The organism is Rhizobium zaerense, from assembly GCF_051810725.1.
GTDB lineage: Bacteria > Pseudomonadota > Alphaproteobacteria > Rhizobiales > Rhizobiaceae > Rhizobium > Rhizobium leguminosarum_I.
In genome coordinates this window covers 1,111,308-1,127,610 of sequence record NZ_CM132690.1, presented here as the reverse complement: position 1 = coordinate 1,127,610, position 16,303 = coordinate 1,111,308, and the positions used below count along the sequence as shown (strand labels likewise).

Genomic DNA, 16,303 nt, shown 5'->3' with positions numbered 1-16,303 from the left:
CATTCGTTCTCTTGCCAAGGTATGCTGACTTCGGCGCATATTCACGACAACGCCGCCCTCAGCCAGGGATGCATCCCGGCCCGCTTTCTCAGCAGCCTGTCGATCGATATGGCTCCCGCACCCGAAGCCGCCAGGACGAACATGCCGCCGGCAATCGCCAAGTCTTTCTCGAAATGCAGCAGCTCGTTCTGGCTCGCAAAGTTCGTGTGAAAGAGCAAGGCGGTCGCCAGGCAGAAGAGCGCCAGCGCCAGTGCGCCAAGCCGGCTGAGGAAGCCTGTCGCAACGGAAAGGCCGGCGCCGATCTGAAGGGCAATGGTGGCAAGCGCGACCGGCGCCGATAGCCCCAGTTTCGCGAAAATGTCGATGGTCGCCGTGATATCTGCCGCGAGTGACCAACCTTCGTGCAGGAAGATCAGCGACAGCAAGAGCCTGCCGAGGAAAAGAATGAGATCGGCCAGTCCGGGCCGGCTTGAGGCGCTTTCCATCATACCCTCCAGTTAGAAGAGCAGGCGGCTCTCCCGCCTGCTCTCGCGTTCATATGCTCGTCAATTGCCGTCCTTGGCCGCGATGACCTTTTGCAGATCTTCGAGTTCCTCGCAGCCGCTCGGACAAAGTTGCTTCAGCGATGACACCTGCTCCTCCGCCTTCGCCATATCGCCCGTCTCGACATAGAGTTCGCCGAGATATTCACGCGCTGCCCTGTGATCGGGCTGCAGCTCTAGCGCCTTGGTGTAGTAGGTCAGCGACGTTCTGTAGTCGCCGGTCTTGCGCAGCGTATATCCCATCAGATTATAGACATCCGCCTGCTGGTTGTCTTCGGCAAGACCGCGAAGCTCTGCCAACGCACCAGCATAGTCCTTGGCATCGATCTTGGCGCGCGCCGAGGTCAGGTCGGGAGCGTCTGTCGATTGCATGTTGTCGACGGCAAAGGCGGGAAGCGCCGTCACCGCGGAGAAGCCTGCGGATATAGCGCAAAGCCAGATGTATCCGAGAATTGCATATTTCGTCATGGTGATCTCCTTTCGGCCTTTCAGGCCTGGATTGTCGGCGTGAAGCCATAGGCGCTTCCGTCCTTGACAAAGGTGCCGGAGCCAGGGAATGGAAAATGTGAGCCGCAAATCGCGATATTGTCGGCAATGATGCGGTCGATAAGACGGCGGCGAGTGTCGATGGCCGTCGGCCCATCCTGGTCGTAGCTGCCTTGCCACTCAGGATGGGGTGCGAGCAGCGCCGGCACATACATGATATCGGCCGAGACGAGCAGTTGCTTGCTGCCGGAGGCGACAAGATAGGTCGAATGGCCGGGCGTGTGGCCGGGCGCGGCGACAAGCTGCACGCCGGGTGCGACTTCGGCACCATCGGCGACGAGCTTCCAGTTCTTCCATTTCGGAAAGACCTCAGCGATACGCTTGCCTGCCGGTTTGCGGCCTTCGGCGAGCTTTTCGACGCGGCCGGGCGCGGTCCACCAATTGTATTCGTCGGCATTGACGATGAGCTCGGCATTCGGGAAGATGGGATTGTTGGTGCCCTTTTCCATCAGTCCCCAGACATGGTCGGGATGGAAATGCGAGATCATGATCGTATCGATCTTCTTGTAGTCGATCCCCGCCGCGGCCATGTTCGCTGGCAGATGGGTGGCATTTTCCTGCCACTGGCCGACGCCCGAGCCGGCATCCATCATGATCAGGCGGTTACCGAGCTTCAGGACCACGACGGTCAGCGGGATCGGCATGAACTCGGTGGTAAGCCCGGCCTTCGATAGCGCCTCCTTGGTATCCTCGATCGAGGCATTCTTGATGAAGGCCGGGTCATGCGGCTTTCTCCAGATGCCGTCGTAGATTGCCGTAGCCTCGATATCGCCGACCTTGTATTTATAGAAGCCGACCGCCGGCTCCAACGGAGTTGCAGCAAATGCCGGCATGACGAATTCAAGCTTCGACGACAGCCCGAATGCTGCCGCCGCAGCAGCCGACCCCAGGACGGCGCGACGTGACATGGTAAACATGATATGTCTCCTCTTGTTGATGGCATTTCTGGTGGCGAAGACGGCTATTGCTCAGATGTCCTCGCTGACAAACTAGATCGCCGGCGGGGCACGCTTATTCCCGATCTTGGGTGTTATTTCTTCAAGCGATTGAAAAACAAGCGTGATTTCTATCGCGTGCGACCAGCATCCCGCTGCATGCAGAAAAATCGGCGCCGACGTGGAATAAAACCGCGTGCCGATCGGTCTAGACGGCAAGGAGCCGCATTGCATGCCTGCCGGTCTCACGCCTAGATTCTGCTGCTGTTGAGGCAGGGAGGATGATGACAAACGCTCAGATCACCTATCCCGTCGGTTCGACCGATTGGATGCTGCTGTTGGCCCGGCACGCGTCAGGGACCCGCATTCGGCCATCACCGCTAGCGGTGTTTCTCGGCGGCGTGGGCCGACTATTGCACCTCATGGTCTCGGAAAAATCGAGCAGCGATCCGATCGCTTCGACGGCGGATGCGACCATGCAGCGCGAGTTCATGCAGCGCTTTCAGGACATGATCGTTCCGCATCTTGACGCGGCCTATAATTTTGCCCGCTTCCTCAGCCGCGACGCAGATGCCGCACAGGATATTGTTCAGGAAGCGTTCCTGCGCGCCTACCGCAATTTCGAAACCTATCGTGGCGGCGATCCGCGCGCCTGGCTCTTTGCCATTGTGAGGAACTGCTGCCACGTCTGGCGCAAGCAGGATCGCCGCAAAGCGCGGTTCGAGCAGCCTATGGGCAATGACGGTTACGCTGACCCTGATGAAGGTGGTGAGTATCAGATCGCCTCGGAGGAGGATTCGCCGGAGACAGAAACGATCCGGCGAAGCGAGCAGAAGCGCGTGCGCGCCGTTATCAGCCGGCTGCCGGAGGCGATGCGGGAAATTCTTGTCTTGCGCGAGCTTGAGGATCTCTCCTACCGGCAGATCGCCGAGATCATCGATGCGCCGATTGGCACTGTCATGTCGCGGCTTGCCAGGGCGCGGCGTGACTTTGGCGAAGCCTGGGATGCATGCAACAAGAGCGAGACCGCAGGATGAGTGAAGCCCAACGGAAAGGCTGCCCGGAATGGCGCGTCATGCTGCACGGCTTTGTCGATGGCGAACTGGATTCCGCCCATGCAGCGCAGTTCGAGGATCATCTTGCCAGCTGCGCGCATTGCAGGGCGGAGATGGAAAGGGTCCGTGCCGTGAGAGAGATCATCGATCAGGATGGCGTCAAGTGGCGTCCGCCGGAGGCACTGCGATCGCAGGTCCTGTCGATGCTGTCATTCGAACAGGCAGCGGCGGCGTCCAGCCTGCCCCCGCCGCGCCAGGCGCCTGTCTGGCACCGCGTCTTGGATTTCATTCGGAAATGGAGCTTCGTGCCTTCGCTTGCGGTCCTGGCGGCAGGCACCATCCTATTTGTCAACGCGCCGTCGCAGACTGTGCTTTTGCAGGACCAGATCATGGCAAGCCATGTCAGGTCGATGATGGCCGATCATCTGACCGATGTGCTGACCTCGGATCAGCATACAGTAAAACCTTGGTTCAACGGCAAGGTCGATTTTTCGCCGCCGGTCAGCGATCTCGCCAAGGATGGCTTTCCGCTGGTCGGCGGACGTGTCGACTATATCGGTGATCGCGCCGTTGCGGCCCTCGTCTACCGGCGCCATGGCCACGTCATCAACCTGTTCATCTGGCCGACGGCATCGGCCGCGCAGACGACGACGGTGCACGACGGCTACAACATGAAGCAATGGTCGGATGGCGGGCTCGTGTTCTGGGCGATTTCGGATGTCGCCGCGGGCGACCTGGCCGAGTTCGAGTCCGTCTTCAGGGCGGCGGCGAGAGCATGATGCCTAAAAGTGTGAGCGGTTTTCAGATGACATCACGCTCCAGTTTTTAATGATCTAAAGCAAGCTCGCCCCGACATTGATCGCAAGCGCCAGGATCGTCGTGTTGAACAGGAACGACAGCACCGCATGCAGCAGCGTCAGCTTGCGCATGCTGGTCGAACTGACCGCGACATCCGCCGTCTGAGCGGCAACGCCGATGGTGAAGGAGAAATAGAGGAAATCCCAGTAGCCGGGCTCCTCGATTCCATCAGGAAACTTGAGGCCGCCTTCTTCGTCCGAACCACCATAGAAATAGTGGGCATAATGAATGGTGAAAAGCGTGTGCAGGAAGATCCAGGAGATCAGGATCGTCAGCACCGCGACACCTGCCCGTGCCAGCGCGACATCAGGTGCCGCCTCCTTGATCGAATGAAGCTCGAGACCGATGCCGGCGATGCTGGCAAGTGCCGCACCGATCGAAAGAGCCAAGAGGACGGTGTCGGAGAAATCGAGATCCGCCGAGCGTTTCCGGATGCTTTCAACCGTCGCCCGCAACATCTTGCGCCAAGTGAGCGCGACAAAAACGCCGGCGCTGACATTCCAGCCGAACAGGATGTTGCCGGCGCTGACCTCACGCGAGGTCACAGCCAAGAAGACCACCAGTCCGGCAAGGGCGGCGATGATGAAGCTCGCATGCTTATAGGCAAATGCCGTGAGCGAATTTGCTCGTTCCTCATCCGCCATATCGGTCTCCGACAGCATATGCCCTTGACAACACCACGAAAAAGGCGCGCCTGCCAGCCGGCAGCCGCGCCTTCGATTGCATGCCGTGCCTTATCAGGCGGCGGCGAACTGCAGTTCCTTCTGCACCATGGTGCGCAACGTTCCGAGATCCTTGGCGAAGGCGCGGATGCCTTCGGCGAGTTTTTCGGTCGCCATCGCGTCTTCGTTCATCATCCAGCGGAAGGTCTTCTCGTCGACCGAGACCTTCGGGTCCGGCTTGCGGCTCTCCGGCGACAGCTTGCGGTCCAGCTTGCCTTCATCCTTGGCGAGCTCGTCGAGCAGGTTGGGGCTGATGGTCAGGCGGTCGCAGCCGGCAAGGGCTTCGATTTCGCCGGCGCTGCGGAAGGAGGCGCCCATGACGATCGTCTTGATGTCGTTGGTCTTGTAATAGTTGTAGATTTCACGGACGGAGATGACGCCCGGATCTTCCTCAGGGGCGAACTCCTTGCCGGTCGACTTCTTGTACCAGTCGAGGATGCGGCCGACGAAGGGCGAGATCAGGAACACCTTGGCGTCGGCGCAGGCGATCGCCTGGGCCTTGCTGAAGAGAAGCGTCAGGTTGCAGTCGATGCCTTCCTTCTGCAGCACTTCCGCGGCGCGGATGCCTTCCCAGGTGGAAGCGAGCTTGATGAGGATGCGGTCCTGACCGATGCCGCGATCCTTGTAGGCGGCAATGATTGCGCGCGCCTTGGCAAGCGAAGCCTCGGTATCGAAGGACAGGTCGGCATCGACCTCGGTCGAGACGCGGCCCGGGACGAGCTTCACTAGGGCTGCACCGACGGAGATGGCAAGACGATCGGCGACGGCAGAAGAAACGGCTTTGGGATTGCCGCCCTGCTTCTTGCCCCAGGCGACGGCTTCCTTGACGGCGTCGGCAAACATCGGCGTGCCGAGAGCCTTGAGCACGATGCTGGGGTTTGTCGTGCAATCCACAGGCTTCAGGCGGGCGACGGCTTCGATGTCGCCGGTATCGGCGACCACGGTGGTAATCTCACGGAGTTGGTCAAGCTTGGATGTCATGGTCAATAATCCTTGTTGAACTTGGGCTGCGACCGGCGCGCGTTCCGCCGGGCAAAGGTGATCTACCGACAGGTAGTTTGCATGCTGCAGGCGAAAAGGCGCGCATCCGTTACGGATGATTCATAAACGTGAAGGACAGTGGCCCTGTTCCGGCCGCGAACGAACGGCAGCTCAAACGCAAGCGATGCCGCTTGCGGCTGGAGGGCCAGTCGTGACTTTCGGTATGCCCGCACTATGTCCTCCTCGGACGGACAAGAACGACGTATGTCACCCGGACTATCGCCATTTGCCCTACGAAAAGTCAAGGACATTTGTGCATTTCAATTGACATAAGTGTCACACCCGTCATTATCCCCGGCAACAAGGGCGTCGCTAAGGCCTTTCATCCCATGAGGGATCTAGGGCACGAAATCGTGCGGAGGAGATGTGGTCAAGCTCAAACGCGGTACGCACACGGCCTATTCGGAGGCATCCTCGCTGCGGCTAAGGGCGGCATGGCTCTATTACAACGAGGGTCTGACCCAGAAGGATGTTGCCGAACAGCTCGGCATCAGCCGCACCACCGTCATCCGCCTGCTCGACGAGGCGATGAAACGCAGCGAAGTCCAGATCTGGATCAACGATTCGATTGGCGACTGCGTTGAACTTTCGGTGAAGCTGGAGCATGCCTTTGGCCTCGACGAGGCGATCGTCGTCCCTGCGCCGGTCAATGGCGACGTCAATTCACTGGCTAAAAATGTCGGCCTGGCGCTTGGCCAGTTCCTCTCAGAAGCGATCCCGAACGACTACACCATCGGCGTCGGCTGGGGCCGCACCATGACCGCCTCGCTGTCGAGCTTCCGGCCGCCGCGCCGCGCCAATTGCAAGGTCGTCTCGCTGCTCGGCGGTATCGTCGCCGTGCATCAGACGAACCCGATCGATTACACATGGCGACTGGCAAACCAGCTCGGTGCCGAATGCTACATGTTCCTGGCGCCGCTTCTCGTCGATTCCATCGAGACCAAGCGCAATCTGATCGAGAAATGCGGGCTGGACACGATTTATCGTCTCGCCGAGAACCTCGATCTGGCGATCGTCAGTTGCGGCGATATCGGCCCGCATTCGACCTCGCTGTCGGAAGGCTGGATATCGAAGGCCGAGTTGCAGGAGTTGATCGATGCCGGCTGCGTCTGCGACACGATGTTCAACTTCCTCGACAAGGACGGCAATTCGGTCGACCATTCGATCAACCGCCGCGTCATGTCCGTCGACCTCGACACGCTGAAGGAGGCAAAGCACATCGTGCTTTCCTCCGGCGGCGCCCATCGGGCCGTGGCGATCCGTGCGACGATCAAGCGCATCGGCTGCAACACGCTGATCACCGACGAAAGTGCTGCACGAGCGTTGCTGGAATTGGCGGAGACATAACGGCTTGACTCTTCTCACCCGCGGGGGTCCGAAGGACGGGTCGAGACCCGCGGCTCGACCTCGGTCGGTGCCGGCAGGCGGCTGGGGGAGCGATAGGCGGCGAATGACCCACCGCTTCGCTCCACAAACCCGCTCAGGCGTGCGCCGATTCCCAGCCGAGCATCGCCCGTTTGCGGGTGAGGCCCCAATGGTAGCCCGTCAGCGCGCCATTCTTACCGAGCGCCCGATGGCAAGGCACCACGAAGGAGATCGGGTTTGCCCCGACCGCCGCACCCACGGCGCGCTGCGCCGTCGGCCGGCCGATATCGTTGGCGATATCGGAATAGGTGACGGCCTTGCCGAACGGGATTTTCAGCAGGCTCTGCCAGACGCGCACCTGAAAATCCGTACCGATCAGCACGACACGCAGCGGCTGGTCGCAGGACCATTTGCCGGGCTCGAAGATGCGGGCGGCATAGGGAACCGTCGCCTGCAGGTCTTCGACATAACGGGCGTTTGGCCAGCGGCAGGTCATATCCTCGAGGCAGGCCCGCTCGTCGCCGGAATCGCTGAAGGCAAGGCCGGCAAGGCCGCGATCGGTCACCATGATCAGCGCCACGCCGAAGGGGCAGATGTGGAAGCCGTAGCGGATGGTGAGACCACCGCCCTTCGCCTTCCATTCGCCGGGCGACATCGCCTCATGCGTGACGAAAAGATCGTGCAGGCGGCTCGGCCCGGAGAGGCCGACCTCGATCGAGGTCTCGAGCAGCGGCATGTCTTCCTTGCGCAGCAGTCGCTTGGCGTGGTCGAGCGTCACCGCCTGCAGGAAGCCCTTGGGCGATAGCCCAGCCCAGCGGGTGAAGGTCTTCTGCAGCTGGGTCGGCGACTGGTTGAGCCGCGCAGCGATCGTTTCCAGCGAAGGCTGGTCGCGGTAATCCTCGGTGATGAGTTCGATCACCCGACGGACAATGTCATAATCAGGGCCGTCAGGCGTGATGTCTGTCTGCGGGTTGGCAATCATATTCATCGTCTTTCTCCTTGTAACAAGGAGATAGTCAATAGGGGGTGAGCAAACCACCCGTTTCTTGCGCGGTCGCTGGATAGAGCAATGCCAGGAAAAGTGCGAAGCGGTTTTCCGTCCGGAATTGCGTAAAAACAAAAGTTAGAGCGGTTCTGCGCTTCCGTGAAAAGCTGAACCGCTCTAGCTCAGATCCGCTGCTTGACCGTCGCCAGTGCTCCCTTGAAGGCTTTGGCGAAGCTTTCGCGATCGTCGGGATTGAGGAAGGAGCCGATATCCGTACGCCGGCCCTCGCCGAAGATATGCATGGAAAGGATGCCGATCTCCTGGTGCCGGCGAACGAGGAAGCGCGCCCAGGACGGATTGAAATGATGCTCCACCATCCGTCCCGATGGCGCAAACTTACGCACCGACACATCCGTGCGCGACACCGTCACCTGTTCGCGCGCTTTCCCGGAGCGGTAATTCAGCCAGAATGCGCCGTAGAGAAGCACGAAATCCAGTCCGAAGAAGAAGCCGATCGGCCAGGCCCCCGTCGCGATGAAGAACATGCCGTAAAGCAAGCAGACGGCACCGGATAGGGCAAGCAACACCTTGAAGCCCCGGCGGCCGAGCGACCGGTGGGGAAAGAGCTCGGCGGCGAAAACAGGCTGCTCGTTGAAGCTGTCGGCGTTGCTTTCCATCATGGCTGCTGAGTATAGAGTTTCCATGGCAAATCCGAAACTCAAATCCGTTAACAAGATGCCTCAGGACACGAAAGTGATCGTCCGCCGCAAACCGCCAGCCGCGGTGCGCACGGCCTATTCCCAGGCCGAGCGCGAGGAGATCTTCCGCCGCTTCTCGGTGCAGCGGCCGGAGCCGAGGGGCGAACTCGAGCACACCAACCCCTTCACGCTCGTCGTCGCCGTGGCACTTTCGGCGCAAGCGACCGATGTTGGCGTCAACAAGGCGACGCGCGCGCTCTTCAGGGTTGCCGATACGCCGGAAAAGATGCTCGATCTCGGCGAGGAGCGGCTGCGCGATTACATCAGAACGATCGGCCTTTACCGCAACAAGGCGAAAAACGTTATCGCGCTCTCGCAGATGCTGGTCGACCAATTCGGCGGCAAGGTGCCGGAGACGCGCGACGAACTGGTGAAATTGCCGGGCGTCGGCCGCAAGACGGCCAATGTCGTGCTTTCCATGGCCTTCGGCCAGGCGACGATGGCCGTCGATACTCACATCTTCCGAATCGCCAATCGCATCAGGCTTGCCCCCGGCAAGACGCCCGACGAGGTCGAGGCGCGGCTGATGAAGGTGATCCCCAGCCATTACCTCTATCACGCCCATCACTGGCTGATCCTGCATGGCCGTTACACCTGCAAGGCGCGCCGGCCCGAATGCGAGCGTTGTATCATTGCCGATCTCTGCAAATCGCCGGAGAAGAGTTGGGATGTGCCGGCTCCGCTGGTCGAGCTACCGCCGCAGGTGATCGGCGAGGCCGTCGAGTAGGACAGCGATCACCTGCTCGTAATGCAGCCTTTCCGCGCCCGCCTCGATCGCGATCGCCGCGCGATCGAAGGCTGCCGATAGCAGCGACGTCAGCGGTTCGAGCATAGCGCCGGCCTCCGGAAGCATAGCTGCAAGCCCTGCCCGCAGCGTCGCTTGCGCATTCTCTGCATCGATCGTCGCGCTCGCCGGCGGGCCGAGCACGGCAGGTGCCTCGATCAGCAGTAGCCGCGTGCGCCCTTGCGCCATCATTGCATCGAAATAGGCCGAGGCGCCGGCAATCAGCCCGGCACGCGGCGCGTCGTAGCACGCCGAGCGCGCCTCGATCTCCTCGGCCACCGCTTTCGCCTCGCATTCGATGACTGCGCGAAAAAGCGCCCTCTTGTCTTCAAAATGATGATAGAGCGCGCCACGCGTTACCCCAGCCGCCGCAACGATCTCCGGCGTCGAGGTTTCGGGATAACCTTTCTCGACGAAGAGACGTCGACCGGCATCGATCAGCGCCTGTCTCGTCTGTTCCGTTCTCTCGCGATTGCTGCGGCTCATACGTCCTCTTTACATACAAACAGAATGTATGTTAATACCCAAAAACATACAGATTGCATGCAAATAAAAGGAGGAAAGAGATGAAAGCGACCAGCTATTATCCGGTCATCATGACCGACGACGTCGCCGGCACCGCCAGCTTCTATTGCACGCATTTCGGCTTTAAAGCTCTGTTCGAGAGCGACTGGTATGTACACCTGCAATCGGCAGAGGAGGAGCATATCTCGCTTGCCGTCCTTGACGGCGGCCACGAAACCATTCCGGCCATAGCCCGCGGCAGGGTGTCCGGCCTGCTCCTCAATTTTGAGGTCGCCGATGTCGATGCGATCTATGCAGCCTGCCGGAGCGCCGGCCTGCCAATTCTGAGAGAAATCCGCGACGAGGATTTCGGCCAGCGGCATTTCATCACCGCCGATCCGAACGGCGTGCTGATCGACATCATCAAGCTGATCCCGCCAAGCGCCGAATTCGCGGCGATGTACGAGGCCTCCGCCCTGCCCGGTTGAGCCTCAGGCTCGCATCCCGGTGTCCCGTGCGGAAATCAGCTTGTGCAGATGCACCATCATGCCGGCTGCGAAAAGGGGCGTCAGAAGATTGACGATCGGGATGGCCAGAAAGAGGGCGATTACCAGCCCGCCGAGAAAGACGGTGGAGGCATGCTTGGCGCGGAAGAGCCGCGCCTCATCCGGCGAACGGAAGCGCATGGCGGCGAATTCGAAGAATTCCCGTCCGAGCAGATAGCCGTTCACCAGAAAGAACGCGACCAGATTGACGCCGGGGATAAACAGCAGCAACAATGCCACGATATTGCCGAGGATCACCACGCCGAGGAACTTGATCGAGCTCGCCATCGCCGGACCGAGCGGCATGGCGGTGCCCGGCGCATCCTTGGGATAGTCGCGCTTTTCGATGACATCGGCGACATCGTCGAGAAACAGGCCGGCGATCAGCGCCGTGACCGGCGACAGCAGCAGCGCCAGCATCAACGCAAGGCCGATACCGGCCAGGATCGCGAAGAGGAAAGCGAGCCATCCCGCCCAATCCGGCAGATCGGGAAAAAAACCCGTGAGCCAAGGAAAGAGGAAGATCATGAAGGCCCCGCGCAGCACGAACCAGAGGCCGACGAGCACGAGAATCGTCAGGCCGAGTACCTTCCAGAAGACAGATCGCGTTTCCGATGCGAACAAATTGGCGAGCGATAGTCGAGCGGCGTCAAGAATCATGTCCCAGGCGTCTCCGGTTGCGCCGAAGATGTAGGAAAGGTGGAGGCCATCGGCAAGAGAGAATAAAATTGCATTCTGTAATAGAAAACTTGTCGAAAACTGAATGCTAATATAATATTGTAAGGCATCTAAAATACGCATGGGCCTGAGAAGCAGCTTCCGAGAATAGTTGCAAAGACAAGGGGGCGAGAAAGCGCACCCACGGAACGCCTCTGAGGGGAGACGGGGGAGGCTAACGTGGAAGACTTTGTGCACAAACTCAGGCAATACGCAAAAACCGGCACGCCGGCCGAACGCCGTATCGCGAAATATTTCACCGAACACCTGAACGACCTGCCGTTCGAGACGGCTGCGTCTGTCGCCGACAGGCTGGATCTTTCGCCGATGACCGTCGGGCGCTTCCTGCGCGCGCTCGGCTATCAGGGATTGGACAGCGTCAAGGTGGAGATTCGCGAGACCGTGACAGCATCGCCGGCGCAATTGCAAAGCGCCATGAGCGAGCTGCATGCGGACGCCGCGGCGGGCAAACCGCTCGCTGTGCTGGTTGCCGAACAGATCCAGGCCCTCCATCATATCTATCATCTGACGGCGCAGCCGCACTGGTCGGAAGCCGTCAGTTTGATCAGCACTGCCCGCGAAGTGTCGATCGCCACGCATGCGCGGCTCTCGAGCCTGGCCAATCATTTCTGCCAGCGGCTGACGCAAGCTCGCGACGGTGTGCGCACGCTCGACGCCGCCGACAACCGTTTCGCGGAACTTTTCGCCCGACTGGCAGTCGACGACGCGCTGCTTGTCATCATCGACTGTCGCCGCTTCGCCAAGGCGCGGCTGCTGGCCAGAACGGCGCGGCGCTACGGCTATAAGGTCGTGCTCATTTCACCGCAGCAAGCGGACTGGATGGCGGACCAGTCGAACGTTATGCTGCCCTTGCCGCCCGCTCGCGCCCCCGATCTCGACAATCTTCCGCCGCTGATCGCGCTGCTCGATTGCCTGTCGGAATCCGTCATCCTCCAAGTCGGAGAGGAGGCCGCACTTCGCCGCCGCCGCATGATGGAATTCGCGACCGTCCTCGGCGAGACGGTAAACCATTAATTTGAACGGTTATACGCAGATTCAATGTGATGGAGCGTCCTTAGAGCGTCGCTTTATTGCATCGTTTCCAATTCGGCGCGGTGCCGGTGCATGGCGAGAAGACGGCGGTAGTCGCGGTCGTAGAGCGCCTGCTTCGCTTTGTCGGCAAGTCGTTCGTCGCCGCCCGGATACATCGCTTCGCCGGCCGTCGCCAGATCCTTGTACAAGCCGCAGGAGACGGATGCTGCGATCGCCGTGCCAAGCAGCACCGCCTCGTTCATCTTCGGCATCACGACCTTGCAGCCGGTCGCATCGCTATAAAGCTCCATGAGCACTGGGTTCTTCACATGCCCGCCGGCAATATGCAGCGTATCGGGCATGTAGCCGTATTCCTTCATCATTTCCAGGATATGGCGGATGCCGAGCGCAATCCCCACTGCAGAGCGCCAATAGAGTGCGCAGAGCCCGTCGAAGGACGTGTCGAGCGTCAGCCCGCTGACAACGCCGACGGCATGCGGATCGGCAAGCGGCGAACGGTTGCCGTGGAAATCCGGCAGCACGAAGATCCGCGCACCGAAGTCATCGCCCTCCTCGGCCCGCAATTCGGCGATGCGCGCGACGATCTTCTGATGCAGCGCCGCCGTCGGCTCGCCACCGGCCGCATGCATGCGCACGATGTGGTCGAGCAACGCGCCGGTCGCCGATTGCCCGGCCTCCACCAGCCAGGACTGCGGGAAGACAGCCTCGTAATAGGGACCCCACATGCCATGGCTCGGCTTGCGTTCCCGTGAGAAGGTAACGATGCAACTCGACGTGCCGGCAATCAGCGCCAGTTGGTGCTCGCGTTTGACAGGATCGGCGGCGTAGCCGCCGAGCGCGCCAAGTGCGCCGGCATAGGCGTCGATCATCCCGGCAGCGACATGGCAGTCCGTCGTCAGACCCAGCGCTTCCGCCGCTTCCTGCGTCAGCCGGCCGACGCTGTCTCCGACGGGCGTGGTCTCATCCGGCAGATGACCGCGCGCCTGAAGATCCTCGAGGCCGATCCGTTCGAGGAAATCCTGCTGCCAGCCCTCTTCGAGATGGGCGAGATAGTTCCATTTCGCCGTCAGCGTGCAGCGTGAACGGGCGGGCGATCCGGTCGATTTCCACGTCATGAAATCAGCGAGATCGAAGAAATAACCAGCCTTTTCCCATGTGGCCGGCAGCTTCTTCTTCAGCCACATCAACTTCGGCATCTCCATTTCCGGCGACATCACGTGGCCGGAATGTTCGAGCACCCTGTGCTGCGTCGCCGTGCAAAAATCGGCTTCCTTCAGCGCCCGATGATCGAGCCAGACGATCGTGTCGAAACGCCTCTCCCCGCCTGTGGAAACGCTAAGCTGCCGGCCCTCGACATCACGGACGACGAGCGAACAGGTGGCGTCGAAACCGATCGCTCCGACCGAGGCGGCGGCGATGCCGGATTGCTCCATCGCCCTGCGCACTGCCGTGCAGGCGGCCGACCAGATATCTTCGGAATCATGCTCGGCATGGTTTTCGCGCGGCCGGTTCATCACGATCGGATGCTCGGCCTTGGCGAGCAGTCGGCCGCGTGCATCGAAGACGCCGGCGCGCGCACTGCCCGTGCCGATATCCACCGCAACCACATGATCACGCATCAAGTCTTGGTCCCGTCCAGCTTATGGTTGCGGACAAGGTGTATCAAATCCGGCATGGCGTCAAACACCACTTCCGGCGAAAGGCGGTCGAGTTCGGCACGGTATCCGGCGAAGTTGGCGTGTGATCCGCCGGTGAAGGCGAAGACAGTCATGCCTGCCGCCTTGGCGGCGGCAACGCCGGCCGGGCTGTCTTCAACGACAAGGCAATGAGCCGGCTCGACCTGCATTTCACGCGCCGCATGCAGGAAGAGATCGGGTGCCGGTTTGCCGCGCTTGACCATCGTCGCGCTGAAGATATCGGGCAGCTTGTCGAGAAGCCCGGTCACCGACAGCGACAGGCGGATTCGCTCCATCTGGCTGGACGAGGCAACGCAACAGGGAACGCCAAGCCCGTCGATGGCCGCGGCGATACCCTCGATCGGCTTCAGTTCTGTGCGAAAACGGGCGTAAAGATCGGTGCGGATGCGCTCGAGGAATTCCTCGCCGGCATGAACGTTGAATTCGGTCTCCAGCGTGTCGATGAGAGTAGACAGGCTGCGGCCGAGAAAACGCTCATAAGCTTGGTCTTCGGTGATCGAGACGCCGAGATCGTTCATCGCCCCGACGAGCACACTGATCGAGATCGGCTCGCTGTCAACGAGTACGCCATCGCAATCGAAGATGACTAGCCGTGTTTCAGCATCAGCCATGGAAGACCCAACCTGAGTTCAGTTCGCACGTGTTACCGTCCCGCGTCGCTCGCAAAGCCGGATGAATGGCGGCAGCAGATACCGCCATCGGGATTCCTTACACTGCGAGCTTGCCGTCGAGATAGAGCTGCAGCGTCTCCCGCGTGCCCTTTTCCCACAGGGTTTTGAGAGCATGGGCAAAGCGCTTGCGGAAAAGTTCGGATTTCGCCACTTCGCCGAAAATATCGTCGAAGACGAGGAAGGCCGACGGGTCGTCCTTGGCTTTCAGCGCTGCCGCATGCAGGCGCTCTGCACTGCCGTCGTTGAAGACGATATCCTTGCCGCTGTCGGTCTTGCCGGCGAAATAGCGGCACCAGAGTGCTGAAACCAGCGCCAGGCCGATAACGTCACTACCCTGACGCAGATTGTCGAGCGTCGACGGCAGGATGAATTTCGGCTGGCGGTTGGAGCCATCCTGCGCCAGCCGCGGAATGGTATCGGCAATCTTCGGATTGAGCAGGCGATGTTCGATCAGCGCGAAATAATCGGTCAGCGACGTGTTCGGCACCGGCGGCACGATCGGGATGATCTCGTCTTTCTCGAGCTTGGCAAGGAAGGCGCGGATCAGCGGGTCTTCCATGGAATCATGAACGAAATGAATGTCCATCAGCGCCGCCGGATAGGCGATCGCGGCATGCCCGCCGTTGAGGATGCGGATCTTCATGTGCTCGTAGGGCGTGACATCGGCAACGAAAGTGACGCCGACCTTTTCCAGCGCCGGCCGGCCGGCCGTGAACTTATCCTCGAGCACCCATTGCTTGAATTCCTCGCAATAGACCGGCCAACTGTCCTCGATCTGGAAATTATCCCGGAGGAAATCGACCTCGCGCTGGCTGGTCGCCGGCGTGATGCGGTCGACCATGCCATTCGGGAAGGCGACGTTCGCCAGGATCCAATCGGCAAAGGCTGGGTCCGAAAGTGCGGCCGTGCCGACGACGGCATTGGCGGTGACGACGCCATTATGGGGAATGTTGTCACAGGACATGACGGTGAAGGGACCGATGCCCTTGTGTCTCCGCGCCTTTAAGCCGGCGACGATCAGGCCGAACACCGTCTTCGGCGCGTTGGGATTTTGTCCGTCGGCGGCAATCGCCGGATGGGTCGGATTGAAGGTGCCCGATGCATCGATGAAATAGCCGCCCTCGGTGATCGTCATCGAGACGATGCGGATCTCGGGATCGGCAAGCTTGGCGATGATGGCAGCGGCATCGCCGACCGCCAGGATGTCGATCATCGGTGCCGTGACGCGCGCCGCCGTCTTGTTGTTGTCCTGTTCGACCACCGTCGTCAGGAAATCCTGGGCCGCCAGTTTTTCGCGCATGGCGGCATCCGACGGCAGCACACCGGCTCCGACGATCGCCCAGTCGTGATCCATGCCGGCGTTGAAGAGATCGTCGAGATAGATCGCCTGGTGGGCACGGTGGAAATTGCCGACGCCGAAGTGCACGATGCCGGCTTTCAGCGATGCCCTGTCATATCCAGGAATGGCAGCAGTGCGCGCCACATCCGAAAGTGTTGCCAGCGATAATTTGCACGTCATGTTTCA

General features: G+C 60.6%; 18 protein-coding genes. 6 read left to right on the top strand and 12 right to left on the bottom strand.

The annotated features are described in order from the left end of the window. Positions 1-41: 41 nt before the first annotated feature. From ACS4RR_RS05430 to ACS4RR_RS05420, 3 genes are read right to left on the bottom strand one after another with little or no spacing between them, the layout of a single operon-like run. Complete coding sequence (locus ACS4RR_RS05430; protein ID WP_170282076.1) at positions 42-488, bottom strand: DoxX family protein; 447 nt, start codon at positions 486-488, stop codon at positions 42-44. 57 nt (positions 489-545) lie between these two features. Beyond that, positions 546-1,010 (bottom strand): tetratricopeptide repeat protein, encoded by a 465-nt coding sequence (locus ACS4RR_RS05425; protein ID WP_170282077.1) that lies wholly within the window; start codon positions 1,008-1,010, stop codon positions 546-548. A gap of 20 nt (positions 1,011-1,030) precedes the next feature. Further along, entirely contained in the window at positions 1,031-2,005 is a 975-nt protein-coding gene (locus ACS4RR_RS05420; protein WP_170282078.1) for an MBL fold metallo-hydrolase, read from the bottom strand. Positions 2,006-2,304: 299 nt separating this feature from the next. Here ACS4RR_RS05420 and ACS4RR_RS05415 point away from each other — a divergent pair, with 299 nt between their 5' ends. Beyond that, a complete protein-coding gene (locus ACS4RR_RS05415; RefSeq protein WP_456189805.1) occupies positions 2,305-3,060 on the top strand; it encodes a sigma-70 family RNA polymerase sigma factor in 756 nt (251 codons plus the stop codon). Beyond that, positions 3,057-3,857 (top strand): anti-sigma factor family protein, encoded by an 801-nt coding sequence (locus ACS4RR_RS05410; RefSeq protein WP_170282080.1) that lies wholly within the window; start codon positions 3,057-3,059, stop codon positions 3,855-3,857. The genes ACS4RR_RS05415 and ACS4RR_RS05410 overlap by 4 nt, the downstream gene beginning before the upstream one ends. 54 nt (positions 3,858-3,911) lie before the next feature. Here the strand turns inward: ACS4RR_RS05410 and ACS4RR_RS05405 are convergent, their stop codons facing one another. Further along, complete coding sequence (locus tag ACS4RR_RS05405; protein WP_170282081.1) at positions 3,912-4,580, bottom strand: DUF1345 domain-containing protein; 669 nt, start codon at positions 4,578-4,580, stop codon at positions 3,912-3,914. Between the two features lie 93 nt (positions 4,581-4,673). Further along, positions 4,674-5,639 carry a transaldolase gene (gene tal / locus ACS4RR_RS05400; protein ID WP_170282082.1) on the bottom strand — a complete coding sequence of 322 codons (966 nt, stop codon included), beginning with the start codon at positions 5,637-5,639 and terminating at the stop codon, positions 4,674-4,676. A 426-nt stretch (positions 5,640-6,065) separates the two neighbouring features. On the opposite strand from tal, the gene ACS4RR_RS05395 reads away from it, so the two are divergent. Next, a complete protein-coding gene (locus ACS4RR_RS05395; RefSeq protein WP_170259878.1) occupies positions 6,066-7,046 on the top strand; it encodes a sugar-binding transcriptional regulator in 981 nt (326 codons plus the stop codon). Between the two features lie 133 nt (positions 7,047-7,179). Here ACS4RR_RS05395 and ACS4RR_RS05390 read toward each other — a convergent pair whose 3' ends face one another. Together ACS4RR_RS05390 and ACS4RR_RS05385 are read right to left on the bottom strand one after the other, a co-directional pair. Next, entirely contained in the window at positions 7,180-8,052 is an 873-nt protein-coding gene (locus ACS4RR_RS05390; RefSeq protein WP_170277025.1) for a methylated-DNA--[protein]-cysteine S-methyltransferase, read from the bottom strand. 179 nt (positions 8,053-8,231) lie between these two features. Then, on the bottom strand, positions 8,232-8,729 hold the full coding sequence (locus ACS4RR_RS05385) for a DUF2244 domain-containing protein (RefSeq protein ID WP_170277179.1): 498 nt from the start codon (positions 8,727-8,729) through the stop codon (positions 8,232-8,234). Between ACS4RR_RS05385 and nth the strand changes: the two genes are divergently transcribed. Continuing rightward, a complete protein-coding gene (gene nth, locus ACS4RR_RS05380; protein WP_222384504.1) occupies positions 8,728-9,534 on the top strand; it encodes an endonuclease III in 807 nt (268 codons plus the stop codon). The genes ACS4RR_RS05385 and nth overlap by 2 nt on opposite strands. Here nth and ACS4RR_RS05375 read toward each other — a convergent pair. Further along, positions 9,499-10,077, bottom strand: a complete 579-nt coding sequence (locus ACS4RR_RS05375) for a TetR/AcrR family transcriptional regulator (protein WP_222384503.1) — start codon at positions 10,075-10,077, stop codon at positions 9,499-9,501. The genes nth and ACS4RR_RS05375 overlap by 36 nt on opposite strands. An 80-nt stretch (positions 10,078-10,157) precedes the next feature. Between ACS4RR_RS05375 and ACS4RR_RS05370 the strand changes: the two genes are divergently transcribed. After that, complete coding sequence (locus tag ACS4RR_RS05370; RefSeq protein ID WP_162119112.1) at positions 10,158-10,583, top strand: VOC family protein; 426 nt, start codon at positions 10,158-10,160, stop codon at positions 10,581-10,583. A 3-nt stretch (positions 10,584-10,586) separates the two neighbouring features. Here the strand turns inward: ACS4RR_RS05370 and ACS4RR_RS05365 are convergent, their stop codons facing one another. Then, positions 10,587-11,300 carry a sulfate transporter family protein gene (locus tag ACS4RR_RS05365; protein WP_170277021.1) on the bottom strand — a complete coding sequence of 238 codons (714 nt, stop codon included), beginning with the start codon at positions 11,298-11,300 and terminating at the stop codon, positions 10,587-10,589. A gap of 237 nt (positions 11,301-11,537) precedes the next feature. On the opposite strand from ACS4RR_RS05365, the gene ACS4RR_RS05360 reads away from it, so the two are divergent. Continuing rightward, entirely contained in the window at positions 11,538-12,392 is an 855-nt protein-coding gene (locus ACS4RR_RS05360) for a MurR/RpiR family transcriptional regulator (protein ID WP_162119114.1), read from the top strand. 53 nt (positions 12,393-12,445) lie between these two features. On the opposite strand, the gene ACS4RR_RS05355 is transcribed toward ACS4RR_RS05360, so the two are convergent. From ACS4RR_RS05355 to ACS4RR_RS05345, 3 genes are all read right to left on the bottom strand, one after another. Continuing rightward, positions 12,446-14,029, bottom strand: a complete 1,584-nt coding sequence (locus ACS4RR_RS05355) for an FGGY-family carbohydrate kinase (RefSeq protein WP_222384502.1) — start codon at positions 14,027-14,029, stop codon at positions 12,446-12,448. Further along, entirely contained in the window at positions 14,029-14,718 is a 690-nt protein-coding gene (locus ACS4RR_RS05350; protein WP_017967984.1) for an HAD family hydrolase, read from the bottom strand. Before ACS4RR_RS05350 ends, ACS4RR_RS05355 begins: the two co-directional genes overlap by 1 nt. A gap of 97 nt (positions 14,719-14,815) precedes the next feature. Beyond that, positions 14,816-16,297: a mannitol dehydrogenase family protein gene (locus tag ACS4RR_RS05345; RefSeq protein WP_222384501.1), complete on the bottom strand. Its 1,482-nt coding sequence runs from the start codon at positions 16,295-16,297 to the stop codon at positions 14,816-14,818. Between the last annotated feature and the right edge of the window lie 6 nt (positions 16,298-16,303).